The sequence below is a fragment of the Streptomyces sp. NPDC005017 genome (assembly GCF_042873115.1).
GTDB lineage: Bacteria > Actinomycetota > Actinomycetes > Streptomycetales > Streptomycetaceae > Streptomyces.
The window spans coordinates 44,260-69,554 of record NZ_JBIALD010000022.1 but is presented as its reverse complement, the minus strand read 5'-3'; the positions used below and the strand labels follow the sequence as shown (position 1 = coordinate 69,554).

16 protein-coding genes and 1 pseudogene are annotated in these 25,295 nt (G+C 72.3%); 8 read left to right on the top strand and 9 right to left on the bottom strand.

What is annotated here, in order from left to right; all coding sequences use genetic code 11:
* The first annotated feature begins 11 nt into the window (after positions 1-11).
* The 4 genes from ACFYR0_RS28225 (at position 12) to ACFYR0_RS28210 (ending at position 4,672) form a co-directional block, all read left to right on the top strand.
* Complete coding sequence (locus ACFYR0_RS28225; protein WP_389333913.1) at positions 12-365, top strand: STAS domain-containing protein; 354 nt, start codon at positions 12-14, stop codon at positions 363-365.
* Between the two features lie 398 nt (positions 366-763).
* Positions 764-2,290 carry an FAD-dependent oxidoreductase gene (locus tag ACFYR0_RS28220; RefSeq protein ID WP_389333910.1) on the top strand — a complete coding sequence of 509 codons (1,527 nt, stop codon included), beginning with the start codon at positions 764-766 and terminating at the stop codon, positions 2,288-2,290.
* A gap of 313 nt (positions 2,291-2,603) precedes the next feature.
* Positions 2,604-4,094 (top strand): aminotransferase class I/II-fold pyridoxal phosphate-dependent enzyme, encoded by a 1,491-nt coding sequence (locus tag ACFYR0_RS28215; protein ID WP_389333907.1) that lies wholly within the window; start codon positions 2,604-2,606, stop codon positions 4,092-4,094.
* Positions 4,091-4,672, top strand: a complete 582-nt coding sequence (locus ACFYR0_RS28210; protein WP_389333904.1) for a cysteine hydrolase family protein — start codon at positions 4,091-4,093, stop codon at positions 4,670-4,672. Before ACFYR0_RS28215 ends, ACFYR0_RS28210 begins: the two co-directional genes overlap by 4 nt.
* A 180-nt stretch (positions 4,673-4,852) precedes the next feature.
* Here ACFYR0_RS28210 and ACFYR0_RS28205 read toward each other — a convergent pair whose 3' ends face one another.
* Positions 4,853-5,479 carry a TetR/AcrR family transcriptional regulator gene (locus ACFYR0_RS28205; protein WP_389333901.1) on the bottom strand — a complete coding sequence of 209 codons (627 nt, stop codon included), beginning with the start codon at positions 5,477-5,479 and terminating at the stop codon, positions 4,853-4,855.
* A 124-nt stretch (positions 5,480-5,603) separates the two neighbouring features.
* On the opposite strand from ACFYR0_RS28205, the gene ACFYR0_RS28200 reads away from it, so the two are divergent.
* Positions 5,604-6,407 carry an alpha/beta fold hydrolase gene (locus ACFYR0_RS28200; RefSeq protein WP_389333898.1) on the top strand — a complete coding sequence of 268 codons (804 nt, stop codon included), beginning with the start codon at positions 5,604-5,606 and terminating at the stop codon, positions 6,405-6,407.
* 56 nt (positions 6,408-6,463) lie between these two features.
* Here the strand turns inward: ACFYR0_RS28200 and ACFYR0_RS28195 are convergent.
* Positions 6,464-6,592, bottom strand: a pseudogene (locus tag ACFYR0_RS28195) (IS5/IS1182 family transposase); the annotation flags it as partial.
* 633 nt (positions 6,593-7,225) lie between these two features.
* Between ACFYR0_RS28195 and ACFYR0_RS28190 the strand changes: the two are divergent.
* Together ACFYR0_RS28190 and ACFYR0_RS28185 are read left to right on the top strand one after the other, a co-directional pair.
* Positions 7,226-9,637, top strand: coding sequence for an ADP-ribosyltransferase domain-containing protein (locus ACFYR0_RS28190; protein ID WP_389333895.1), 2,412 nt, complete (start codon positions 7,226-7,228; stop codon positions 9,635-9,637).
* Between the two features lie 1,021 nt (positions 9,638-10,658).
* Positions 10,659-10,901, top strand: a complete 243-nt coding sequence (locus ACFYR0_RS28185) for a hypothetical protein (protein ID WP_389333892.1) — start codon at positions 10,659-10,661, stop codon at positions 10,899-10,901.
* Between the two features lie 394 nt (positions 10,902-11,295).
* Here the strand turns inward: ACFYR0_RS28185 and ACFYR0_RS28180 are convergent, their stop codons facing one another.
* From ACFYR0_RS28180 to ACFYR0_RS28150, 7 genes are all read right to left on the bottom strand, one after another.
* Positions 11,296-12,360 carry a YihY/virulence factor BrkB family protein gene (locus tag ACFYR0_RS28180; protein WP_389333889.1) on the bottom strand — a complete coding sequence of 355 codons (1,065 nt, stop codon included), beginning with the start codon at positions 12,358-12,360 and terminating at the stop codon, positions 11,296-11,298.
* A 248-nt stretch (positions 12,361-12,608) separates the two neighbouring features.
* Positions 12,609-13,853 carry a TIGR02679 family protein gene (locus ACFYR0_RS28175; RefSeq protein WP_389333886.1) on the bottom strand — a complete coding sequence of 415 codons (1,245 nt, stop codon included), beginning with the start codon at positions 13,851-13,853 and terminating at the stop codon, positions 12,609-12,611.
* Positions 13,844-17,962: a TIGR02680 family protein gene (locus ACFYR0_RS28170; protein ID WP_389333883.1), complete on the bottom strand. Its 4,119-nt coding sequence runs from the start codon at positions 17,960-17,962 to the stop codon at positions 13,844-13,846. The genes ACFYR0_RS28175 and ACFYR0_RS28170 overlap by 10 nt, the downstream gene beginning before the upstream one ends.
* Entirely contained in the window at positions 17,959-19,194 is a 1,236-nt protein-coding gene (locus ACFYR0_RS28165; protein WP_389333880.1) for a TIGR02678 family protein, read from the bottom strand. The genes ACFYR0_RS28170 and ACFYR0_RS28165 overlap by 4 nt, the downstream gene beginning before the upstream one ends.
* A complete protein-coding gene (locus ACFYR0_RS28160) occupies positions 19,191-20,756 on the bottom strand; it encodes a TIGR02677 family protein (protein WP_389333876.1) in 1,566 nt (521 codons plus the stop codon). Before ACFYR0_RS28160 ends, ACFYR0_RS28165 begins: the two co-directional genes overlap by 4 nt.
* A gap of 256 nt (positions 20,757-21,012) precedes the next feature.
* On the bottom strand, positions 21,013-21,675 hold the full coding sequence (locus ACFYR0_RS28155; protein WP_150497990.1) for a response regulator transcription factor: 663 nt from the start codon (positions 21,673-21,675) through the stop codon (positions 21,013-21,015).
* Entirely contained in the window at positions 21,650-22,822 is a 1,173-nt protein-coding gene (locus ACFYR0_RS28150; protein WP_389333873.1) for a histidine kinase, read from the bottom strand. Before ACFYR0_RS28150 ends, ACFYR0_RS28155 begins: the two co-directional genes overlap by 26 nt.
* A 175-nt stretch (positions 22,823-22,997) precedes the next feature.
* On the opposite strand from ACFYR0_RS28150, the gene ACFYR0_RS28145 reads away from it, so the two are divergent.
* On the top strand, positions 22,998-25,253 hold the full coding sequence (locus ACFYR0_RS28145) for an MMPL family transporter (protein ID WP_389333870.1): 2,256 nt from the start codon (positions 22,998-23,000) through the stop codon (positions 25,251-25,253).
* Positions 25,254-25,295 lie beyond the last annotated feature (42 nt).

The following is a 25,295-nucleotide window of genomic DNA, read 5'->3' as shown; positions in this document are numbered from 1 at the left end:
CCGGGGGTGTGATGGGCTCGACCCGGACCGAGGGCCGAACCGTGAACCAGCTCACCACATCGACGCGGCAGCACACGCACTGCACGGTGATCACCGTCACCGGGGAAATGGACTTCGACACCAGCCCCGCCCTCTCCCGGGCCGCAGAACTGATCCCACCCCGGTGCACCACGCTGCAGATCGACCTGTCGGGCGTTTCCTTCATGGACGCCGGCGGTCTGAACCTGCTGCTGCGACTACGCCGCCACCACAGCGCCGGCGGAAGCTCCTTCACCCTCACCGGCCTGCGTCACCAGCCCACACGGCTGTTCCGCCTGACGGGAACCTACGAACTGTTCACCATCGGGCCAACCCTCCCCCGATGATCATTCGGCCGGGACTGCGTCCTGGGAAAGGGTGTCCGGGTTCGACCTGATTCGGGGGGTTTCCCCGGCGTCGGGATGACACCCGCACAGATGAAGGCCACCGGCTGACCTTCGAGGTGCCGGAGCCCGATGGAAGCCGACACCATGACCGCATCTGGCAGTCTGCCCCCGCACGCCCTCGCCGAGGACGATCTCGCCGCGGCGAGTCCCGATCGGCTGCGCGCGATGGTCAGGACATTCGCCTGCGCGGTCATGTCGCCAGAGCCCATGCCCCCGCACTGGCTGCGTCGCACCGGCCCACAGGCTGATGAGCACCTGCGGCGACGGTGCCCCGAGCATGGTGTCGATCGAGCGCACGCCTGTGCGTGTCACCCGGGCAGGCCGGGCACTCGGCGGCCATGGACACTGATCAGGTACTCCGGACGTCGTACTGGATAGAGACCGCACCGGACCATGAGGCCGCTCCCCCACCGGCCGGGGACATCACCGTCGATGTCGCCGTGATCGGCGGCGGTATGGCGGGACTCAGCACGGCGTGGGAGCTGGCCCGGCGCGGGCGCGAGGTGGCCGTGCTGGAGGCGGGCCGGATCGCCGGCGGCGTCACCGGCCACACGACGGCCAAGCTCACCGCGCTCCACACCCTCGTGTACGACCATCTGCGCCGCACCCGCGGCCGCGACGGCGCGCGGCTGTACGCCCACTCACAGTCGGCGGCGATCCGCCGTGCCGCCGAGACCGTCGACGACCTGGGAATCGACTGCGCGTGGGAGGAGGCCGCGGCCTGTACGTACGCCGAGGATCCGCAGCGCGTCCCGCAGCTCCGCGCGGAAGCGGAGGCGGCGCGCGAGGCGGGCCTGCCGGCCGAGTTCGTCACCGAGACCGAGCTGCCCTACCCCGTGGCGGGCGCGGTCCGGGTGACCGGGCAGGCGCAGTTCCACCCCGTGAAGTACCTGCACGGCCTGGCGGACGAGCTGCGCCGACGCGGCGCCACCATCTACGAGGGGACGCGTGTCACCGGCCTCACCGAAGGCGAGCCCTGCGTCCTGGCGACCGACACGGGCGTGAAGGTGCGCGCACGCGAGGTGGTCGTCGCCACGCACTACCCGGTCTTCGACCGCGCGCTGCTGTTCACCCGGCTCGCCCCACGCCGCGAGCTCGTCGTCGCCGGAACCCTCGGCGCGGACCGGGCCCCGCGCGACATGCACATCACCACCGAGCAGAACACCCGATCCGTCCGCAGCGCCCCCTACGCCGACGGCACCCGGCTGCTGGTCGTCACCGGCGAGCACTTCACCCCCGGCAGCACCGACGTCGAGGAACGCTTCGACCGGCTCGCCGCCTGGGCCGCCAGCCGCTTCCCGGGACTGACCCTCACCCACCGCTGGGCGACCCAGGACAACGACTCCACCGACTCCGTCCCCCTCGTCGGGCCACTGCACCCCGGCAGCCGCCACACCTACGTCGCCACCGGCTTCGGCGGCTGGGGCCTGAGCGGCGGCGTCATGGCCGGCGAGCTGATCGCCGACCTCGTCGAGGGCCGCAAGCCCGAGTGGGCGGGCCTGTACGACCCGCGCCGCCTCGGCACCGTGGTGCGCGAGGGCGTGTCGTTCCTGAAGAACCAGGCGCACGTGGCCAAACACTTCGTCGGCGACCGGCTGCCGTCGGTGACGACACCCGCAGTCGAGGATCTCGCACCGGGCGACGGCGCCGTGCTGCGCGTGGGCGGGCACCAGTGCGCCGTCCACCGGGACGACAACGGACAACTCCACGCCGTCTCGGCCCGCTGCACCCACCTCGGCTGTCTCGTCGCCTTCAACCGCGCGGAGCAGGCCTGGGAGTGCCCGTGCCACGGCTCCCGCTTCGCCCCCGACGGCCGCATCCTCCAGGGCCCCGCCGTACGGCCACTCGAGAAGCGACAGATCTGACTTCCTCGCCCGCCTGCAGGCGGGCATTCCGGCGGTCGCCCACGGTGGTTCCTGCTTCACCGACGATCGTCCACACCCCTCCTCCGCATGTGGTCACCCGATCGGAGACGTACCGCCAGGCCCGGCACCCCGCGCCGGATCACGCAATCCGCCGGGGGCTCGGGCTCGGCTCCGAGGACCTCGAAGCCCGCCCGCCTGCACAACCTCACCCTGGCAGCGTGATCCGACGGGCCGCGATCCCGCCCCGCCCTGCCCGATCGAGGCCCACCGTCACAGGGCTTTACGCCAGCCCCGTGCGGGGAACCCGGAGCCCATGGCTGTCAATCACGCGGAGGCCCCGGTCCTCGAAGCACTCGCTCAGTACCATGACTCCGACGAACTGGGGTTCGCTCCCCCAGGCCACAAACAGGCGCGTGGCGCGGACCCGCGCGCCCGGGCGGTCCTCGGTGACGCCGTCTTCTACGGAGACGTACTGGCCGACGGCGGTCTGGACGACCGGCTCGCCCGTCACCGGGTCCTGGAACGGGCCGAGAAACTGATGGCCGACGCCGTCCACGCCGAGCACACGTTCTTCTCGACCTGCGGCAGCTCCCTCTCCGTCAAGGCGGCGATGCTCACGGTCGCCTGCCCCGGCCACAGGCTGCTCGTCGGACGGGACGCGCACAAGTCGGTGATCGCCGGACTGATCCTTTCCGGCGTCGAACCGGTCTGGGTGGAACCCCAGTGGGACCCGGCCCGACACCTCGCCCACCCGCCCTCCGCGGTCGCCTACGACAAGGCCTTCACCGAGCATCCCGACGCCGACGGGGCGCTCGTCACCAGCCCGACGCCCTACGGCGGCGCGGCGGACCTCACGGGTATCGCCGAGGTCTGTCACCGCCGCGGAAAGCCGCTCGTCGTGGACGAGGCGTGGGGCGCGCACCTTCCCTTCCACCACGATCTGCCGTCCTGGGCCATGGACGCGGGCGCCGACATCTGCGTGACGAGCATCCACAAGATGGGCAGCGGACTGGAACAGGGCTCCGTCTTCCACCTCCAGGGGGATCTGATCGATCCCGCCGAACTCGCCTCACGGGCCGACCTCCTCGGCACGACCAGCCCCAACGTCCTCATCTACGCCGGCATCGACGCATGGCGCAGGCAGATGGCACAGCATGGCCACGAACTCGTCGGCGGGGCAATGGAGTTGGCGGCGCGCACCCGTGAGGCCATCGAGGCGATCGAGGGGCTCCACGTCAACGACGCGGACGACTTCTGCGGCCCGGGCCTCGCGGCCGACTTCGACCCGCTCCCCGTCGTCATCGACATCACCGGACTGGGAACCACCGGCTACCGGGCAGCCGACTGGCTGCGCGCGAACCATCGCATCGACGCCCACCTCAGCGATCACCGTCGCCTCGGCACCCAGCTCACCCACGCCGACGACGAGCAGACCGCCGCAGCGCTCCTCGCCGCCCTGCGCGACCTCGCCGCCCACGCGCCCGGCCTGCAACACGCCCCGGCCGTAGCCGTCCCTCCCCCGTCCGAGCTGCGGCTGGAGCAGGCACGCCTGCCTCGGGACGCCTACTTCGCCCGCCACACGAAGGTTCCCGTCGCCGAAGCCCCCGGCCGGATCGCCGCCGAGATGATCACTCCGTACCCGCCTGGCATCCCCGTCGTCCTGCCCGGCGAACGCCTGACCCAGCCCGTACTGGAGTACCTCACCACCGGCGTACGAGCCGGAATGTTCCTGCCCGACCCGGCCGACCAGGGGCTGGCCACGGTGCGCGTCGTCGACGAGGACCCGGCGAGGCCGGCCCGATGAAGCCGCAGCCACGCGGACCCTGCGCCCTCATCGTGATCGACATGATCAACACCTACGATCACGAGGACGCCGAGCTGCTGGTGCCCTCCGCCCGACGCGTCGTACCCGTCCTGGCCGACCTGATCGCGCGGGCCCGGCTGGCGCGGGCACCGGTGATCTACGCGAACGACAACTTCGGCAGCTGGCGCTCCCACCACGGCGAACTCGTGGACACCGCGCTCGCCGGCGCCCACGCCGACCTGGTCGAGCCCGTCCGCCCGGACGACGACTCCCTGTTCGTCGTCAAAGCCCGCCACTCGATCTTCCACGAAACCCCGATGTCATACCTGCTGTGGCGACTTGGCGCAGGACACATCGTCCTCAGCGGCCAGGTCACCGAACAATGCGTCCTCTACTCCGCCCTGGACGCGCACATCCGCCACCTCGAAGTCACCGTGCCCGAGGACGCCGTCGCCACCATCCATCCCCAACTGGGCTCCGCCGCCATGGAGATGATGCAGCGCAACATGAACGCACAGATCGTCGCCGCGAAGGAGATCGACTTCGCCCACCCACCCGACCAGCCGAACCCGGGTTGACCCGATCAACCGTCGCCCTGCGCCTCCTCCTGGGCGGAGCGACCGGGCCAGGGGCGCCGACGGCCTCACCCCCAAAGCTCCGGGCGGCGTTCCGGAAGCGGTGCCGGTCGCACTCGGACCATGAACTGGCGGGGCAGCACCCGCCCGATGCGGGTGAGTCGGTGAGGCCGGGGGCGGTGGTCAGCGGTAGGCGGCGAGGAAGACGCGGGCGCCGGCGGCGGCGTAGCGGTCGAGGTCGGCCTCGGTGTGCTGGGCGCTGCCGGTGAACATGGCCTTGTTCACCGGGATCCACAGCAGCAGGCCGGAGAAGTGGTTAGCGGCCAGGAGTGCGTCGTCGATGCGGAGGAGCCCCTGGTCGGCCAGGCGCTGGAAGGTCGCCGCCAGCGTGGCGAGCCCTCGTTGGAAACCCCGCTCGTACCACTCGGTCCCCAGTTCGGGGAAGACGTCGGCGTTGGCGATGATCAGGCGCCGCAACTGGATCACTCGGGGGGCGGTGAGGGCGGTCAGGAACTGACGGGCGAGCCGGGTCAGGTTCTCTTCCAGGTGCGCGTCGTCGGTGGGGAGGTCGGCCAGCAGGTCGATCGTGGTGTCGAGCCGGTCGGTGGTGGCCAGGACGATGTCGGCGAAGAGCTTCTCTTTGTCGGAGAAGTGCTTGTAGACGGTCTGCTTGGACACCGCGGCCAGCTTCGCGATGTCGTCCATGCTCGTTCCCGCGTATCCCTTGTCCAGGAAGACGCTGGTCGCGGCCTCCAGAATCGCCTCGTGCTTGCGCGCTGAACGGCTGTCCATCATCGACCCCTTCTCCATGCGTCCGCCTCTCCCACCAAGAGTACTGGACTGACCAGTACCCATTCGAGTACTGTACCGTCCAGTTCCGAAGGTGCGGGGCTTCCGGCCCTGCGCACCCCGCAGACATATGGAGTGGTTCCTCATGGACAAGGTGTTCTCTGCCGACGGCACGGCCATCGCCTACGAGCAGCAGGGCTCAGGCCCCGCGGTGGTACTCGTCGGCGGCGCTTTCATGACGCGCGGCGATTCCGCCGCACTCGCCGGCCTGCTGGCCGAGCACTGCACCGTCATCACGTACGACCGACGGGGCCGCGGCGACAGCGGGGACAGCCCGGAGTACGACGTACAGCGCGAGGTCGAGGACCTGGACGCCCTGATCGAGCGCGCGGGCGGCGAGGCGATGGTCTTCGGCATGTCCTCCGGCGCCGTCCTGGCGCTGGAGGCCGTAGCCCGGGGCAGCGCCGTCTCCAGGCTGGCCGTGTACGAGCCGCCCTTCATCACCGACTCCAGCCGCCCACCGCTGCCCGCCGACTACGTCGCCCACCTGACGGACCTCGTGCAGCAGGAGGCGTACGGCGACGCCGCGGCCTACTTCATGACCGCGGCCGTGGGCATGCCCGCCGAGGTCGTCGCCGGGATGCGGCAGTCGCCCTTCTGGACCGGTATGGAAGCCACCGCCCGAACCCTGCCTTATGACGGCCAGGTCATGGGAGACACCATGTCCGGCCGACCGCTGCCCGCAGACCGCTGGCGATCTGTGACCGTACCCGTCCTCGTCGGCAGCGGGGACGCGGGCGCCCCGCACATGCTCACCGGCGCACGGGAACTCGCCGCGCTGGCCGACAACTTCACCCTGCACGTCTTCACCGGCCAGGAACACAACATCGACCCGGAGCTCCTCGCCCCCGTCCTGACCGGCTTCTTCACCACCGGGGAACAGGCTTGAGCAAGGACTTCGCCCGCCTGGGCATGTCCCGGGACGACCGCATCGCCGGCCCCGGTTCCCGTCCCGACAGGAATCGGTCCGGTCAGTGCCCCCTTTGCCGCCCGGAGGCTGAGGGAGTCGATCGCGCACCGTGACCAGCCCAACTCGCCTCTGGCGCCGAGTTCGTCGAGAAGGACGTGGTGGAGCGTCGGTAGACCGTGGGCCGGGCCGGCCGAACACGGCTGCAGGGACGGCAACGTCCGAGTGTGGGACAGCACGACCATCGAGCGGGTGACGCCACCGCTGACTGCCGGATCCAGCGCAGCGTACGACGTCTGGCTCGGCGAACTGCTCGGGCGGAAGGTCGTTTTGGCCGTCTGCGGCGACGGCTCTCTGCGCGGCTGAAACGCGCGGACCTTCACGACCCTCGGCGAACTCATCGCCGCCCACACCGACGAGGCCTGGGGAATAGGGGTGGCGACGGACACCGGCCACCCGGTGGTGGTCACCATCGCACTGGACGCGACGGTATGCAGCTGGGATCCGCCGCCTGACGCACGTACGGACCGTCCCACCCGCTGAGGCGCAGCTCCCTCGGGCAACCCGCAGGTGCCAACCTCGCGGGGAGCCCGTGAGTCGACCGGGCGCGGATGGCGCGCCCGGGTCGGAGGAATCCCTTGCGCAGATCCGTCACGGCGGCCGCCGCCGCGCTCACCGCCCCTGCCCTCACCCCCCCAGGGCATGACGGCACGTCATCGGTCACTTGTCAGAGCCGCGTTGTCAGTGGGGGGAGATACGTTCGAGGTCTTGGAAGCGCTGTTGCACGACAGGAGTGGACGATGACCGAGAGCAGTGCGCTGCCCGCGCTCAGGGTGGTGCTGACGGACGTCAACGAGCGTGTGGTGGAGGCGTGGCGCGCCGCGTTCGCCGACACCCCGGGCATCGAGATCCGCAAGGGCTCGATCCTCGACGAGGACGTCGACGCCTGGGTCACGCCCACGAACTCCCGCGGTCGGATGGACGGCGGGGTCGACGCCGTCATCAAGCGGTATCTGGGGTCCGGCATCCAGGTACGCGTCCAGCGGGCGATCCGCGACCGGTTCGCGGGACCGATGCCGGTGGGCAGCGCGGTCTGCGTCGCGTCCGGCGCGAGCGTCCCCCGGTACCTGATATCGACGCCGACGATGGTGCGGTCCTCGCAGAACGTGAGCGCCACCCTGAACGTGGCGCTGGCGTGCGCTGCCGCTTTCCAGGCCGTCCACCGGCAGAACCGGAAGAAGCCGGGCAGCATCCGGTCGGTGGCGCTGGTCGGGTTGGGGGCGCAGACCGGCCAGGTGCCGGCCCGGGTGTGCGCCAATCTGATGTGGACCGGCTACACGCTCTTCCACGACCACTGGTTCGAGGACGACGACGAACTGCGCTCCACGATCGTCTCCCAGCTCCACGGGATCGAGAACGCGCCCGTCGACCAGCGGGTGCGCATCGTGCCACCGACGGCCGCAACTCCCATCGCCCCCGCCCCCGCCCCGGCTCCGGCGCCCGAGACTGCCGCTCCCGCTCCTTCCACTCCCCCTGCCACGACGAGCGAAAGCACCTCCACCGTGACCGGACCCTCGACCGGCGTCCCGACGCCGGGCCAGCCGCCGCAGCCCCAGCCCGACGCGAACGACCCCCTCGCCCTGACCGAGCTCTTCGACGGCGGCGGCGAGACCTGGCTCCCGCTGCTGAAGCCGGTCATCGAGGCGCAGCCGGACGCCGAGCGGTTCATCGGGAAGGGCCGCAGCCACGAGGTGGTCCCGGTCCGCGAGCTGACGTTCCAGGCGCTCAAGCCGAACCCGCCGCACAAGTGGAAGGTCGTGGTCTTCGGCCAGAACCCGTATCCGCGGCCGGAGAGCGCCACCGGCATAGCCATGTTCGACAACACCTTCGGCGACTGGAAGGACAGCCAGTTCGGCCGGGTCGTCAGCATCCGGTGCCTGATCAAGGCGGCGGCGATGTGGAAGTACGGCATCGCCAAGAAGACCCCGATCGCCGACGTGCGGAAGCTGCTGAAGGAGCGGGACACGGTCCAGCCACCGGAGTGGTTCCAGGCGATGCTGACGCAGGGCGTGCTCCTGCTGAACGCGTCGCTGACCGCGAGCGGTGACGGGGCGATGGGAGCCGACCAGCACACGGCGTTCTGGCGGCCGGTCGCCGAGCGGATCGTCGAGGAGATCCTCAAGGCCAAGCAGGACGCACCCGAGGAGGACCGCGGGGTCGTGTTCGCGTGGTGGGGAGCGCACGCCCGCAGCCTGAAGAAGGTCGTCCTGCGGCTCCAGCAGAAGTACCCGGACGTCGAGGTCCGCCACCTCGACCACGCGAACCCGGCGGCACAGGGCGACATCTTCTGCGAGGGCGACCACTTCGCCCAGGTCAACGACGCTCTGGCCTCGCTGGGCGCCGACGGCATCGACTGGCTGCCGAGCAAGGGGTGGAACGAGACGGCGGCCGGCGCGGGCGGTGCGGACGGGGGTGTCGCGGCGCGCATGGGCGCGTTCATCGAGTCGACCATGAACCTGCACCAGCTGTACCTGGAGCGCCTCACCAGCGTCAAGGACGAGGGCCTGGTCCTCCCCGAGATCACCGGTGTCTTCGACACCCCGCTGATGGACTTCCAGGACGCCGTAGCCCCGGTCTCCGAGGCGCTGTCCGGGCTCGCCGGGCACGTCACGCGCTCCCGTGACTTCGGCAAGCAGCGTGCGGACCAGACGGTCGGCGGCGGCCTGTCCGCCGACGCGATCGCCGCGCTCCACCTCTACACCTGCGAGTCAGCCTTCTACCGCGAGATCAACAGCGTTCTGCGCTCCCCCGACCGCACCAGGGTCACGCCGTACCTGCCGTACCTGCGGCTGCTGTTCTCGGCGGTCTCCAAGCTGCCGGCCTACACGCAGCCGCTGTGGCGCGGGGTGTCGCTGGACCTTCGGGCGCAGTACCCGGTGGGCCGGACGGTGACCTGGTGGGGCGTCTCCTCGTGCACCTCCGAACTGAAGGTGGCCAGGGCGTTCCTGGGCAGTCGCGGCAAGCGGACCCTCTTCGAGGTGACGCCGGCCCGGGCGGTCGGGATCAAGAGCTTCTCCGCGTTCACCGGCGAGGAGGAGTACATCCTTACGCCGGGTACTCAGCTCAAGGTGACGGAGGTCAAGAGCGAGCCCCGCGGACTGTGCACGGTCCGCCTCAGCGAGGTCACGGACACCGCTCCCGTGGTGTCATGAACCGTCCCCGCTCCACGGCGGCCATGGACGTGGTTGCCGCACTCCTGCGCCCGGCAGCCTCCGGGCGCAGGCCAGTACCGATCCCCTGGCTGCCCCTGCTGCCACCCGGGGTTTTCCATGTGCTGAGAAGGGCCTCCAGCCCCAGGACTCTTTGATTCAGCGCTTGGCGGGCCTTTCGGCGCTCTGCCGCAGAGTGGGGTCCCCTGCGCCTGCAGCGCACCAGCCGTACCGGGGAAGTACTCGGCGACTCCGGCGACGGATGTGCCATCCGCGCCCGGAGTCACCAGCAGCGCCCGTCACGCGCTCGGACGCTCCCGCAGGGCCAACCAGTGCACTCCGTGCTCCCTTGGAAGGGTGCTCCGCGCTGACCTGAAGGGAGTTGATCATGCACGAGATGTGGCGTGGTACGGACGCTTCGGGACATTGGGTGTGGCATGTCCTGACGGCGGAGAAGACCTGGACGATGTGCGGAATGGCAAGGGAGGAGAAACTCGGTGGAGAGGAAGCGACGGACAGGCACTGCGTGGTCTGCATGCAGATGTTCCAGGCAGCCATGTAGATGCGGCTCATGGCCTTCGTGGCCCCACTGAGCGAGGGGCCGCGGTGGCGCCTGACGTCAAGGGCGGGCAGGCAGCACGAATACTGTGGCGAGGGGCTGGGAGCCCGCTCAGCGCCAGCGCGGTTCGGCGAGGATCCCGACCCGCACCGCCGGCTGCTGACCTCCTCGGAACGATCGCCTCGGCGGACTGCGGCCGACGTCGGCAATACGGCCGTCCTCGTGTCCCTGCGCCCCGGTCGATCCTCCGCCGCCGACAGCTGCCGAGACGCCGGCTCGCCCCCTGGGTGCCCTCGTGGGACGTACTGGGGCCTCGTCGAGGGAAGTGTGACCCTGCTGGCCTTTTGTAAAGGATTGCCCTTTCTGTCTTGACCGGGGGCGCCTCGGAGAGAAGCGCGGATCAGTGACACGCGACAGCCATGACACTCTGCCGCAGCCGCACACACAGAGTGGAGGCGGAACGGGATGTTTAGCAGAGTTACGGTGAAGAGCCTGGTCACAGCCGTCAGCGCGGGAGCCGCGGCCTTTGCACTGGGTCTCGGCGGCGCGAGTGTCGCCGACGCGAAGATCAAGCCGGTGGACACTCAGTGCACCAACAACGGCGGTCAGCAACCGGGCGGCCAGCAGCCCACGTGCACGGGCGGCGGCCTCACCCAGGAGAGCGAGAACCAGAACCCGGCCGGGCACGCCCCACCCGGCCAGAACTGACGCAAACGGCGAAGGAGCCGGCGGCAGACCATCGGCCGCCGGCTCCTCCGCGGCGTCAACCAGCGCAAGGGGGCCCGACTCGGTTGCCTCGGCCGACGGTGTCGGACGGCGCAGTGCCGACCGCAGCACCGCGTCGATATCCGCCCCGCTGCCGTTCCTCGCTCACCACCCTCTCATCGTCATCTGCGGCAGCCCCCGAGGACGGCCCTCGGAACGAGGACTCGCGGCGTCGAGGCTGCGGACGGTGATGCCCGGCGTGAGGTCGGCGACGGGGCCGTCGCCGCTCCGGGCCGGGACGCCCACGGCGTGCTTGTGAAACCGTTTCGGCCTCTGCACGGGGAATGCCCCGGGCGGTGGAAGGCGTGGATCTCGCCGCGCCTCTCGGTCGGGGAGGTCAGTGGGGACTGCCGGGCCCTCGTGTCTCGTCGACGCGGCGCCAGTCCTGCTCGTCCCATGTGCGGGTGTCGCGGGGCTGGGTGTAGGGCTCGGCGTCGGGTGGGTAGCCGCCCGCGATGGCGCGCTGCCGTGCGGTCTCGGCGTCGAATTCCAGGCCCAGCAGGATGGCGATGTTGGTGATCCACAGCCAGACGAGGAAGACGATGACTCCGGCCATGGTGCCGTATGTCTTGTTGTAGGAGGCGAAGTTGGCGACGTAGAAGGCGAACCCGGCGGAGGCGATCATCCAGATGAGCAGTGCGATGAGGCTGCCGGGAGTGATCCAGCGGAAGCCTTTCACCTTCGCGTTCGGGCTGGCCCAGTACAGGATGGCGATCATGGTGGTGACCAGGACGACCAGGACGGGCCACTTCGCGATCGACCACACGGTCAGGGCGGTGTCCCCGATGCCGAGTGGCTCTCCCACCTGGCGGGCGAGGCTGCCGGTGAACACGACGATCACCGCGCTGGCCACGGCCAGCACCAGCAGCACGACGGTCACGCCGAGCCGCACCGGCAGGATCTTCCAGACGGGGCGTCCTTCGGGCATGTCGTAGACGGCGTTCGCGGAGCGGATGAACGCCGCCACATAACCGGAGGCCGACCACACCGCGAGTACCAGGCCCACGATGGCCATGGCCGAGCCGATGCCGGCGTTTCCCTGCAACTGCTCCACGGCATTGGTGAGGATGTCACGCGCCGACCCAGGTGCCAGCTGCTGGATGTTCTCGAGTACCCTGTCCGTGGTCGACTTCCCGGTCAGGCCCAGCAGGGAGACCAGCACCAGCAGCGCCGGGAACAGTGCCAGTACCCCGTAGTACGTCAGTGCGGCCGCGCGGTCGGTCAGCTCGTCGTCCTTGAACTCGTGCAGGCTCCCCTTGAGGGCCGCCCTCCAGGCGCCTTTCGGCAGCTTGGCCGGCGTGTCCGGTTCTCTTCGTTCCACCTCCGGCCCTGGCCCCGCCGCGGCCGGCTCCTCGTGGTTGGTGCGGTGGTTGTCGCGCTTGGGAAGACGCAGTTTCGCCATGCGCGCCGGGTACCCACCTCACACGGCCCTACCGGCGATCATCTCTTCTTCTGGGTCTTCCGGGGCCCGGCCGGGGTGCCCCGCCTCAAGCGGGATGCGCCGAGGGGCGGGGCGCGACCGTCGGCAGGCCGTCGGACCCGCTGCCGTCCGGGTCGGCGACGTGCTCGGCCCCTGCACGTCCTCACGCTCCGGCGGCCGGACATCGTCTCGTCCGAGGCAGGGGCGGGAGTCCGCGGGCGGCGCCGGTCTCATCGCGCCAGATCGGCCACCAGGTCGTCGAGGACCGTCTCCTCCTCCACGCGTACGCCCAGTTCCGCCAGCGCCTCGGGCAGAGCGGAGTCCCACGGCGCCTGTGCCGGCAGGCCGGTGAGCGGCGGGCCCCCGGGGTGCACGGACGCGGCGGCGCGATAGTCGGCCGCCGTGTAGCGCCAGGGCCGCCAGGGGACCCGGCGCAGCAGGGTGGAGGCGATACGCAGCCCGCCCCAGTCGAAGTCTCCGTGGTAGAGGAGCTCGGTTCCGTGCTCGTGCAGATGGCTGAGCAGGGTGAGGGTGGCGGCGGAGGGCTGGCCTTGGAGGCAGACCAGTGGCGCCGCGCTCGGGCCGTGGGCGTCGGCCGCCGCGGCCAGGACCGCCGGGTTCTCGCAGAGCCGCACGGATGTGACCGGGGCGGGAAGCGGGCCGCGGACGAGCTGGCGCAGGGTCAGTACGGCGGGCTCGCCCGCGTCGGCGGCCCAGTCCAGGGCGGGAGTGCCCCGCAGGTTCAGGGTGAGGACGGTCGAGGACAACTCGTCGCGGAGCAGGCCCGCCGAGGCCCATGCCTCCCTGCGCCACTGCGCGCCCTGTCCGTCGGGGAAGCCGGTGAGCGCGCGGATGCCCGAGAGGGTGACGGTGGCCAGGGACGTACCGTCGTCCAGTGCGTGGGCACCACCGAGTCGCCTGGCCGCGAAGGCCGGCAGCGAGATCGGCGGGTCGGCCGGAAGGGAGGCCAGGGCGACGGCGGCGAGGCCGAGGAGGTCCCGGGCGGCGGCGGGAGTGACGGCGAGGCGCCGGACCAGGCCGTCCGCCCGTAGCCTGGCGGCCCATGGGGCAAGCACCGGAACCCGGTCGGCGAGGGCGTCGACCGGGGCGTACGCCTCGCCCCAGGCCCTCTCCTCGGCTTCGCGGGCCGGGCCGAGCGCCACGACCGGCCCGGTGAGCAGGGCCACGGCCGCGGCCAGGCCACCGGGGCTGATTCCGGACCGCCGCAGGACGGCGTCCACCTCGTCGAGCCGGACGCTCAGGGAGCGTCCGCTGCCGGGGGAGCGCCCCAGGAGCCGCTCGACCGACACGCGTTGGGCCGGTGTGGGCGACGTAAGGGCGACGGGCCCGGTAAGGGGCTGTTCGCGCTCCAGCCGTCGGCGCGCCCGGGCGACCAGCCAGTCGAGGTCGGGGCCGCCCAGCAGTCGGCGCAGCCTCGCCTCGTCCACCGGCTCGTCGCCGGATGTCAGTTCCACGACGGTTCCCGTCCGGCGGCCTGCGGCTCCGCGTCCGTGTGGTCCGGGGACCGCACCGGGTCCGCGCGCCGCAGCCGCCGGCCGCCGTCCCATTCCCAGCGGGTGACGAGCACCGCAGCCACCTCGTCGACTCGGGACAGCTGGGCGATGGCGACGCCGGGCACCTGCGGGTAGCAGGCCCACTCCCGTTCGCTGGTCATCACCACGTCGAGGTCGAACGCGTGCAGAAGGCCCAGGCACTTGGCCCGTGAGTCGTCGTCCACTCCTGCGAACGCCTCGTCGAGGGTGACCAGGCGGGGCGCGTACGGGCTGCCCGCGCTGGCGTAGTGCGAGGAGGCCGCGGCGAACAGCGGCACGGACACCGCGAGGACCCGCTCTCCGCCGGAGGCCGGGCCGGTGGCGGGGACCCAGCGGCCGTGCTGGTGCCGCTCGACCGCGAACTCGTGCCAGGCACGGTAGTCGAGGGCCGCGGTGAGGTGTTCGAGCCAGCTGCCGGAGGTGTCCTCCGACTGCTGCCGGGCGATCTGGGCCTGGAGGAACTCGCCCACCGCCGTGCGGTCCTGCGGTGTCCAGGCGTCAGCGGACTGGCGCAGCCGCTCACGGGCCGGGGCGAGGCCGGAGGGAGCCTTGCGGGAGGCCCGCCAGACCAGCCGGAGTTTCATGCCGGTGGACGTGGGGCGGTCCTCCAACTCGGCGTTCATGTCGCGCACCTGCCGTTCGGCGGCCCCGATGAGTTCCTGGAGGGTACCCGCGACCTCGGTGATCAGGTGTGTCTCGAGGATCTCCCGTTCGTGGGCCGAGAGGATGCGGGTGAGCTCGCCCACCTCCGTGGTGAGTGCCTCGGCGAGCTCGGGTACGGCGCGTTCGCGGCCCTGGTAGACGATGTCGACGACCATGCCGTCCTCCACCATCCGGGCGGAGGCGGTGTGCCCGTGCCGGGACAGCGTGTCCTGGAGGGTCTTGAGTTCCTCGCTCAGCCGGCGCTGCACGCGTTCCCAGGCGCCGTCCGAGTCGTCGGCCGAGGCCAGGGCCGACTCGATGGCGCGGGCGAGCGCGATCGCCGGGGTGGCCGCCCAGGGACCGTCGCCCGCGGGCGGCACGGAAAGGTCCGGCAGGGCTACGGTGATCAGGCCGGTGGCGGTGAACCGCTGGAGGCCCGCGACGGCCTCCGCCCGTGCCTCGGCCGCTTCGGCGAGTCCCTTCTCCAGCTGCTCGATGTGCCCTTCGGCCCTGCTCGCCTCGCGGTCCGCCTCGACCTCCTGCCTGCGGGCGAGCCGCTGGTCCGCCTCGCATCCGCGCAGGGCGTCGGCTGTCTCGGTGAGCCGTCGCTGGAGTTCCGCGACGGCCGCCCCGACGGTGGAGCGCAGCGTGGTGTGACGCTCCTCCGAAGCCGCCGCCTCGCGTCCGGCGTCTTCGCAACGCCGGGCGAGTTCCGCGGTCCGTTCCGCCGCCTGTTCAGCCTCGGCGCGTTCCTCCTGGGTCCGGCGAGCCGCCTCGACGCGTCCACGCAGGGCCGGCCACAGGGCGGCCAGCGCCACGGCGAGGGAGCCGTGGGCGCGGCGTACCCCGGCGAGGCCCGCCCGGTCGGCGGGCATGCCCAGTTCGGCGGCGGTGGCCGCGAGTTCGGCGGCGCTCCGGTCGGCCAGCCCGGCCGCTTCGCGGAGGTCGGCGGCGCGCTCCTCGCGCCGCAGGCGCGCGCGGAGCACCGACTCGGCGGCGGCGGTCACCTGGGCGTGGGCCCGGGCGAGGGCGCCTTCGTCCGGTACGCCGGCCAGCTCGGCGTCGAGGGTGCCGCGCCGCTCGGCGACCTGCGCGGCCTGCGCCTCGGCCGCGTCCGCGTCCGTCCGCAACAGGCCGAGTTCCGCGTGCAGGGCCGCGACGCGGGCTCGTCTCGCTGTCTCCCGCGCCCCCTCGCCGACGTACTCGGCGGCGGCCTTGGCCCAGCGGCCGGTGAGCGCGCCGACGCGGAAGCGCCCGTCCGGCGTCACCCAGGTACCGGTCCGGCCGTCGTCGTCGGCGCCGATGGCGGCGAGGAGCCGTTGCACCGCGTCCTCCCCCACCGCAGCGGCCCGCGCGTCGCCGTCGCCGGGAGCCGGGCGCAGCACAGTGGCGAGGGAGGGCCCGGCCGTCGGTCCGGCCGCCGGGGAGAGCAGGACGTCGTACCCGTCGGCGGCGAGCGCGGAGCCGTCGGGGAGCACCCACGCGTCGAGCAGTCCGGAGGCCTGCAGCGCCGCCTCCAGCCCGGCCCGCTCCTGTTCCGGGCAGTCGTCGCGGAAGTCCACCAGTCGCCACAGCGGCGCGCCGGGAAGCCCCTCCCGCAGGCCGGGTGTGCGGGTGGGAGGGGGTTGGGGGGCCTGTCCGCCGCCGGCCTCGAGCGTGGTGAGTTCCTCACGCAGGCGTTCTGCTCGTAGCGCGAGTTCCGCCGTCCGGCGCGTCGCTTCGGCCGCGAGAGAGGCCAGGTGGGCGGAGGCGGCGCCGTGAGCTCGCGCGGCACGGGTGCGGGCGGGGTAGGGGCCGTCGAGGTGCTGCGTCCATTCCTGGAGTTCGTCGAGCAGGCCGGGGAGGTCGGGACAGGCCAGCTCGGTCCAGGAGCCGACGTGTTCGCGTACGGCGTCCAGCAGGGCCCCTCCCGCCCGCGCGGCGGCGTCCTGCGCCCGGTCCTGCGACGCGACGGCCTGGTCGAGATCGCTGTCCGCCTCGTCGAGCCGGACCGATGCCCGGCGCCGTGCGTCGGCCGCGCGCTCGGCCCGCTCCGCGAGGTCCTCGGTGTGCGCGAGGGCCCGCAGCCCGCGGTCCGTCACCTCCTGGGCCGCGCGCCGCAGTTCGGGTTCTTCGGGCTCGGGCGCAGCGGGCAGTTCGACCCGTGCGGCCCCGGCCGCCTCACGTGCCTGGCGGAGGGCGTCCTCGACGAGACGGTCCGTGGTGTGCGATGCCTTCTCGGCGGCGGCGAGCCTGCCGAGCGCCCTGGTGTGCAGGCCGGCGGCCCGGTCCCGGTCGTCCCGCGTCTGGTCCAGGACGTGACGGGTCCGCTGCACGGTCTGCGCCGCCTGCTCCAGTTCCCGGGCGCTGCGCATCTCGGGGCCCTCGCGCAGGGCCGCGTCCTGGGCCCGCAGGCGGGCCGAGGTCTCTTCCAGGGCGGCGATCCGTTCCGTGGCGGCCGCCCGCTCTTCTTGGGCGCGGGTCCGCCGGTCCTGGGCTTCGGCGAGGTCCCGTTGGAGGTGCTCGTAGCGGGAGTGCTCCGCGCGGGGGAGGCGGGCGCGCCGGCGGGTGGCGATCCGGGCGTAACGCCGGTAGTGCTCCAGGAAGGCGGAGGCGGCCCGTTCGGCGGCGGAGGCGGCCGCCAGCTCCTCCTTCTCCTCGTCCAGGGAGCGGAACGCCTCGGCCACGTCCGCGATGACCGCCTGGTCCATGGGCGGCAGTGCCTCGGTGAGGGCCCGGGACAGGGCGGCCTCGTTGGGACGCTTGGACAGCTGGGGCTGGCGCAGCTGGATGAGCAGGTCGACCAAGGCGCCGTAACGCTGTTCGCCGAGTCCGAAGAGTGCCTCGTCGACGGCCCTGCGGTAGGTCCCGGCCTGGTCGTACACCATGCCGTGCCCTGCGACGGCCTCGGCGAGGCGGTCCCGGGACAGGGCGGTACCGGTGGCGTCGAGCAGGCGCAGTGACGTCTCGGCGGCCCCCTGCCCGTGGTCGACGCGCTGCTCGGTGAGCGCGTACCAGTGACGGGCGATACCGCGCCCGCTGACCGCCTTGAGTCCGCAGAGCAGCGTACGGAAGTGCCGCTCGCCGCTGGTCTCGTCGCGCCTGCCGAACTCGATCCAGGTGTAGCCGAGCCGCTCGGAGTGCGGATGCTCGCCGCCGAGGAGCAGGTTCCACTCCATCCGCTTGCCGGGGTCCCCGTCGGGCTCCACCCGGCGTGCGCTGAGATCCGCGTCGAGCAGGAAGGGCAGGGTCAGGGCGAGCACCTTGGACTTGCCCGTGCCGTTGTTGCCGCGCAGCAGCAGCCGTCCGTCGCGGAAATGGAACTCCTCGACGTCGTAGTGGAAGAGGTCGACGAGTCCGATGCGCAGGGGCTGCCAGCGGGAACGCCGCGGGTCGGGGAGGCGGGTCACGGCTTGTCGGCCTTTCGCTGCGCGGGCGTACGTGCGGCGCCCGGTTCGAGTACGACGGTCTGGCCGACCGCGTACCGGGCGAGGGCCGGGCGCGGCGCCACGCCGTGGGCGGTGCGGGAGACCAGCCCGAGGGCGGCGAGCCGGGAGACGGCCTGTTCGACGAGTTCGGCTTCCATACCGGGCTCCCGTGCGGACCGGGCCCAGAATCCGCCGTGTTCGGCGGCGAGTTCCCGGACACGGAGCGCCAGTTCGCCGGCGGGTACGAGTCGTCGCGCCGCTGCCAGGTACTCGGCGAGCAGCAGCGTGATGTGACCGTGGGTGCCCTGCTCGGGCATCCTGACGTCGGTGAGGTCGTCGTCCGGGTCGACCATCGCGATGCCCTCGGCCCGCACCTCGGCCACCAGTCCGGTCAGTTCGGTGACGCGGGCGGTCAGGAAGCCCCGCTGGCGCGTGAGGTAGCCGAGCTCGGCGTCGGTCAGCTCGTCGTAGTAGAGGACCGGGTCGTCCAGGAGCCTGCGGGTCAGGGAGCGGCGGATCGCGCGAAAGCGCAGCTCGTCGCTGTCCAGGGCGGTCTCGGCGACGAGTTCGGTGAGGCGGTCCGCGGGCAGTTCGGCGTCGACGGTGGAGGGGCCGCGGCGCGCGGCGAGCAGCCCGGCCAGCACCCGCCGTTCCACGTCGTACAGCACGTCGCCGGCTCCGCTGACGTACGCGTCCTCGTCGCCGGCGACCCGCCTCAGCACCCCGATGGCGAGCAGGAGCCGTACGACGGCGGCCAGATCGAGGCGCTCGTCGCGGCGGTCCAGGGTGAAGTGGATGCCCGCCCGGACGAGGTGGGGGTCGGCCGCGTCGAGGACGACCTGATCGGCGAGACGGCCGAGCGCGATCTGGGCCTCACCGCGTTCGAGGGCGCTCAGGGCGAGACAGAGCAGGACGTAGCGGCGGCGCGTGAAGGGGGCCGCCGCACGGGTCGCCTCGCGCGCGGGGTGGGTGGGGTCGGTGAGAACGCCGGGGATCTTGTGCAGGCGGGCGGTCTCGGCGTCCGTGTGAAGGACCCAGCCGGTGTTGCGGTCGAACCATTCACGCAGTTCGGAGGCATGGCGGCGGACGAGTCGGAACTCGTCGGCGTACCGGCCGCGGGCGAGCAGCAGGGGCTGTCCCAGCAGGGCACGGGCCGCCTTGCGGAGGTCGGCGGCGTGCTGCCCGTCGAGTACCTCGGCCAGGGATGTGCTCAAGGCCTGCCGCCTTCCGCCGTCAGGTCGACGATCTCGATGAGGTGGTCGGGACCGCGGAACACGCCACCGGGCGTCCGGATCTCCGCCGTGCCGCCGTCGGCGAGCGCGCTCAGCCGGATCTCCATGGAGCCGTCGTTGCTGGTGGCCACGGTGTGCCGCATTCCGGGTCGCCACGTGGCCAGCGCGTCGCCGAGCAGCTGGAGGAAGAGACCGAAGGACACGGGGTCGAGTTCCCCCAGCCCGGAGAGCCGGGTGATTCCGTCGGTGACGAGCCGGGCGCGGGCCGCCGCGGTCTCGGCGGCCTGTTTGGAGGCCACCTCGGCGAGCCTGCGGCGCGCCCCTTCCCGGTCTTCCACCTTGCGCGGCTTGCCGCGCCGCTCATAGCTGCCGGTACGGCGCAGCTGGGGGCTGATCCGCAGCGGCTCGGCCTCGGCCCACGCGGTGGCCGCGGGCACGGGCAGTGCCATTCGCGCGGCCAGCGTCTCGGCGTCGACGGTGAGGTGCCGGGCGGGGTAGAGACCGAAAGCGGCGCGCCACAGCCGGTGCCGGGAGTCGTCGTCGGGCGCCTCGGCGAACCAGCGGGCGAGAGTACGGAAGTCCGCGGACCGGTCGGAACGCCCGGCCCTGCGCTCGTTCAGCACCCGTACGACGGCCAGGAGCTGCGGGATGGCGCCGAGGGCCCGGCCGCGCAGCAGTCTGGCCTGCGACTCGCGCCCCTCTCTGCTGATGAACCACGCGACGAGCCCGGTCCAGCGTCCGGCCCACCGCTCGTACGCCTGTCGCTCGGCGTGCCCGGCCTCCTCCGGCGCGGCGTCCACGGCCTCGCGGCCGGCCGCGGCGCGCAGCAGCGACTCGATGTTCCCGGCGGCCTCCAGTTCCAGGATCAGCCGGGCGATCCGCCCGCCGAGGGTGATCAGATCCTGGATGAACCGCTCCAGGTACTGGATGAGCCGGTCCTTGTAGGCGAGGAAGACCTCCTCCTCGACGTCGTGGAGATCGATGGTCCGCTGCAGCGACCCCATGAAGGCCCTTGCGTTGTCGGCGAGGGCCGTGAAGCGGCCGGCGAGCGTGTCAAGGGCCAGATGGACCTTGGCCTGATCCGGCTGTTCCTCGGCGGCCAGTACGAGGAGGGCCCGCAGCTGGGTGACGATGTCGTGCAGGGCGACGGCCTGCAGGGCGCCACGCCGCCCGAGTGCCTCGTCGTAGACGCCCAGCGCCTCCTCGGCCGCTTCCCCGGCCCGGGTGAGCTGGTAGATGAACCGCTTGCGGTAGAAGTCCTCGACGGCGGTGACGCGGGCGGTGTCGGGATCGGCACGCAGATTCCCCCAGCCGACCAGACTGTCCAGCGCCTTCACCACCGTGTCCAGTTCCGCCGGCCGGGCCTCGGCCGGCAGGGCGGCGTGTACGTCCTCGGGCCGCAGATGCACGGCGAACCGCTCCTTGGCCGTCACGAAGGTCCGCATCACGTGACGGTAGAGATCCGTGTTCTGCACGGTGAGGTGGGCGAAGGGTCCGTACCCGTGCGGGCGGAGGTGCTGGGCGGCGGCGGTGCTGGCGGTCATCGCCGCCCATTCTCCCCCAGCCGGAATCCCCTCGGTCGCGGTTCCCGGAGTTGGCTGATTCCAGGGGGCGACTGGACAGGGCCCCCGAAGGAGGGCGATGCGACGCCGTGGTTCGTACGGGTGCTCGCCGCCGCGGCGCTGGGTGGCCTCCTGGTACGTCACGCTCAGGGGCGGGCGAGGCACGTGGAGCCGACGTGAGCCGGCCGGTGCACCGATGTCCGGGCGGGGACTCATGGGCCATGGCCCGGCACCCTGCTCAGGTTCCGGGGAGGATACGGCGCGTTTCGTAGGCCCACATCGCGATCTCGACCCGGTTGCGGGCGCCGAGTTTGGCCATCAGGCTGGCCAGATGCGTCTTCACCGTGCTGAGGCTGATGTGCAGCGCGTCGGCGATCTCGGTGTTGGTCAGCCCGCGGGCGACGGCGAGGAGCACCTGCTCCTCGCGGGCGGTGACGGGCGAGACCGGCTGGGCCACGGGCCGGCCGGCGGGCAGGTCCGCGAATGCCTGGAGCAGACGGACGGTGACGCTGGGCGCGATGAGCGCCTCACCGTCGGACGCCGACCGTACGGCCTGCGCCAGAAGGTCCGGTCCCGTGTCCTTGAGGAGGAATCCGCGGGCGCCGGCACGCAGTGAGCCGTAGACGTACTCGTCGAGGTCGAACGTGGTGATGACGACCACGGCCAGCGGGTCGGCGACGCCCGGGCCGGCGACCAGCCGGGTGGCCTCGAGCCCGTCGAGTACGGGCATGCGGATGTCGAACAGGCAGACGTCGGGGCGTAGTTCACGGGCCAGACGTACTGCTTCCCGCCCGTCGGCGGCCTCGCCGACCACCTCGATGCCGGGCTGGGCGTTCAGCATGATCCGCAGCCCGGTGCGGATGATCGTCTGGTCGTCAGCGACGAGGACGCGAATGGACACCGCTCTCGCTCCTCGCTCCCGGCAGTTCGGCTTCGACATGCCAGCCCCGGTCGGTACCCGGGCCGGCTCGTAGTGTGCCGCCGAGCAGCGTCGCGCGCTCGCGCAGTCCGGTGAGTCCGTATCCGTCACGGCCCCGGCCGGTGCGCCGGCCGTTGTCGCGCACGCTCACCCGAACTGAGTGCCGTTCCGCGGCGACCCGCACGACGAGCTCGGTCGCGTCGACCGCATGGCGCAGCGCGTTGGTCACCGACTCCTGCACGATCCGGTAGACGGCCGCGTCCACGGCCGGGGGCAGCGCGTCCAGTTCGCCGTCGAGCCCCAGGTCGACCCTGAGGCGACCACCCGGGGTGCGCGCCAGGCGTTCCAGATCCGCGACTCCGGCAGGGGGCGCCAGCTCTGCGCCGACCCCGCGGTCGCGCAGCGCGGCCACCATGGCGCGCATCTCCTCCAGCGTGCGCGCCCCTTCCTCCTCGACCCCCTCCAGCGCCTCGACGGCGGCGGACGGGTCGGTGCCCGCGAGCACCCGGCCCGCCTGGGCGATGATCACCATGGCCGACACGTGGTGGGCCACCGTGTCGTGCAGTTCCCGGGCGAGCTGCTCGCGCTCGCGGGAGCGCACCTGGTCCAACTGCCGCTCGCGAGCGGTCACCCGGAACCGCACGGCGGCCCCGACCACGCCGGGCAGCAGCAGGAAGACGAGGCCCACGACCTTTTCGACGACCGAGGTCTCGTCCACGACGACACACAGCGTGCCGACCGCGAGGATCACCACGCCGCCCAGCACGACCTCCCGTCCCGATCCCCACCGGGGCAGCGCGTACACCAGCACGAGCACGACCGCGCCGGTGTACAGGCCGACGGGCTCGCGCGATGCGGTGAGGAACGAAGCCACCGCGAGCAGCGCCACCGAGCCGAACGCCAGCGTCACCATCGCCAGCGGGCGGGTCCGGCGCCACAGGGGCAGCAGGCACAGCCATACGGCGAACACCACCGCCACCGGCCGCCACACGACGTCCTCGCGCAGGGTAGCCTCCAGCGCCACACCGGCAAGGCCCGCGGCGAGCAGCGCCCAGTCCCGACGCACCCGGGCGGGCGCGCCGGGCGGCCGGGGTTCGGTCCACAGGGTTCGCAGGTCGTCTCGGAGCACGCTTCCCAGCCTAGAGACCGGGGCGTGCCGCGCATCGGCCGAAAGGACGGGTCGTCACTCCGCCCCGGGGCCGACGGATCCGCGGCCCGCGGGCCGATGCCGCGGAGCGCCGTGGCGACGAGCCTCGGCATCGGCGGCCGTACAAGGACGGCCGACGAGGTGGTTGGAGGACCCGATGCTCTCGAAAGCCCTGTTGCGCCTGGGCGCAGGCGCCGCCCGCCATCCCTGGCGGGTGATCGCGGCATGGCTGGTCGCCACCACGCTCGCCGTCCTCGCCGCCGTCGCCTTCGGCGGGCGGACCGCGGACTCCATGACCGCTCCGGGACTGGACTCCCAGCGGGCCGCGGAACTGATCGAGCGGGCCGGCACCGGCGAGGAGGGGATGACCGCCCAGGTGGTCGTCACCCCCCTCGACGCCGGTGCGACGTTCTTCGACGACGACGGCGCGCGCACCGCTCTCACGCGGCTGCGGGCCGAGGTGAAGCGGCTGCCGCACGTGCTCGGCACGAGTGACCCGGCGGGGGCGCTCGACGCGGGCGGGGACACCGCCGTGCGCGGCGGCCTCGTCTCGGCCGACGGGCGGATCGCGGTCGTCCGGGTGCAGTACCCCGACCAGAGCCGGCTGTCGGCCGGAGACCTCGACGCCCTCGTCGATCTCGGCGACCGGCTGCGCGCCGAGCTGCCGCTGCGCGTCGAGATGGGCGGGAGCCTCTTCTACGCCTTCTCCGAGCCCGACGGCGGCGCGAGCGAGCTGATCGGTCTCCTCGCCGCGGCCGCGATCCTGTTCCTGGCGTTCGGTTCGCTCGTCGCCGCCGCGCTGCCGATCGGCATGGCGGTCTTCGGGCTGACCGTCGGGGTCGCCACGATGACGGTACTGGCGGGGGTGACGGAGGTCCCCACCTTCGCACCGGTCCTGGGGAGCATGGTCGGGCTCGGAGTGGGCATCGACTACGCGCTGTTCGTGCTCGCCAGGCACCGGGAGTACCTCGCGAGCGGGCTCGGTCCGCAGGCGGCTGCCGGACGAGCGGTGGCGACGGCGGGGCGGCCGGTGGTCTTCGCCGGCGGCACCGTCGTCGTGTCGATCCTCGGCCTGGCGGTGGCGAACGTGCCGTTCATGACGGTGGGCGGGGTCGCCGTCTCGGTCGTCGTCCTGACGATGGTGCTCGCGTCGGTGACGCTGCTGCCGGCCTTCCTCGGCGCGGCGGGCCCGCGCCTGGCCCGGGCCGGCCGGATCGGCCGGGCTCTGCGGACGAGGAAGCGGCGGCGGGGCCCGGCGGCGGGCGCCGCCCACGCCGCCGGGTGGCGTCGCTGGATCGGGCACGTCAGCCGGCACCCGGTGCCGTACGCGGTCGGCGCGGCGGGGCTGCTGCTGACCGCGACGCTGCCCGTGCTCGGCCTGCGCGTCGGCCTGCCCGACGACGGCTCACTGCCCCACAGCCGTACCGAGCGCCGTGCCTACGACCTCGTCGCCGAGGGATTCGGCCCGGGCACCAACGGTCCCCTCGTCATCGCCGCGGACCCCACCGGTGATCCGGGAGCGCTGGACCGACTCGTCAGGGCGGTCGCGGCGGATCCGGGCATCGCGTCCGTCGCGCCGACGCACGTCGACCGGGTCACCGGCATCGCGACCCTCGTGGTGTTCCCGACCACCAGCCCCCAGGACAAGGCCACGGCCGACACCATCGCCCGGCTGCGCACCGACGTGCTGCCCGCGGCGATCGGGCACGCCCCGGCCAGGGCCCACGTCGGCGGCGCCGCCGCGAGCCTGTCCGATGTGGGCCAGCGCACCAGCCAGCGCCTGCCGGTGTTCGTCGCCGCGGTGCTGGCGATGTCGTTCCTGCTGCTGATGCTGGTCTTCCGCTCGGTCGTCGTACCGCTCAAGGCGGTACTGCTGAACCTCCTGAGCATCGGCGCGTCCTACGGCATCATGGTCGCGGTCTTCCAGTGGGGCTGGGGAGGCGCACTCATCGGGCTGGAGGCGACGGTCCCGATCGTGTCGTTCATCCCGATGTTCCTCTTCGCCATCCTGTTCGGCCTGTCGATGGACTACGAGGTGTTCCTCCTCTCCCGCGTACGCGAGGAGTACCTGCGCACCGGCGACAACGGCACGGCGATCGTCGAGGGCGTCTCGCGCACCGCCCGGATCATCACCTCGGCCGCCCTCATCATGGTGGCGGTCTTCCTGTCCTTCGCCGTCGCCGAGGACCCCTCCACCAAGATGTTCGGGCTCGGCCTGGCCACCGCGATCTTCATCGACGCCACGGTCGTACGCATGGTGCTGGTACCGGCGACCATGACACTCCTCGGCCGGACCAACTGGTGGCTGCCGAAGTGGCTGGACCGGATGCTTCCCCGCGGCCCGGTCGGCACCGACGACACCGACGCGGAATCCACGGGTGAGGCCCCGCGTCCACGGCTGGTCGACCGCTGACTCGACTCCTGCCCGCCCTTGGCGTCCGGCACCTCAGCGCGT

Coding starts and splice junctions, on each gene's coding strand:
- ACFYR0_RS28225 (WP_389333913.1), top strand. CDS start 12: ATGGGCTCGACCCGGACCGAGGGCCGAACCGTGAACCAGCTCACCACA.
- ACFYR0_RS28220 (WP_389333910.1), top strand. CDS start 764: ATGGACACTGATCAGGTACTCCGGACGTCGTACTGGATAGAGACCGCA.
- ACFYR0_RS28215 (WP_389333907.1), top strand. CDS start 2,604: ATGGCTGTCAATCACGCGGAGGCCCCGGTCCTCGAAGCACTCGCTCAG.
- ACFYR0_RS28210 (WP_389333904.1), top strand. CDS start 4,091: ATGAAGCCGCAGCCACGCGGACCCTGCGCCCTCATCGTGATCGACATG.
- ACFYR0_RS28205 (WP_389333901.1), bottom strand. CDS start 5,479: ATGGAGAAGGGGTCGATGATGGACAGCCGTTCAGCGCGCAAGCACGAG.
- ACFYR0_RS28200 (WP_389333898.1), top strand. CDS start 5,604: ATGGACAAGGTGTTCTCTGCCGACGGCACGGCCATCGCCTACGAGCAG.
- ACFYR0_RS28190 (WP_389333895.1), top strand. CDS start 7,226: ATGACCGAGAGCAGTGCGCTGCCCGCGCTCAGGGTGGTGCTGACGGAC.
- ACFYR0_RS28185 (WP_389333892.1), top strand. CDS start 10,659: ATGTTTAGCAGAGTTACGGTGAAGAGCCTGGTCACAGCCGTCAGCGCG.
- ACFYR0_RS28180 (WP_389333889.1), bottom strand. CDS start 12,360: ATGGCGAAACTGCGTCTTCCCAAGCGCGACAACCACCGCACCAACCAC.
- ACFYR0_RS28160 (WP_389333876.1), bottom strand. CDS start 20,756: ATGACCGCCAGCACCGCCGCCGCCCAGCACCTCCGCCCGCACGGGTAC.
- ACFYR0_RS28145 (WP_389333870.1), top strand. CDS start 22,998: ATGCTCTCGAAAGCCCTGTTGCGCCTGGGCGCAGGCGCCGCCCGCCAT.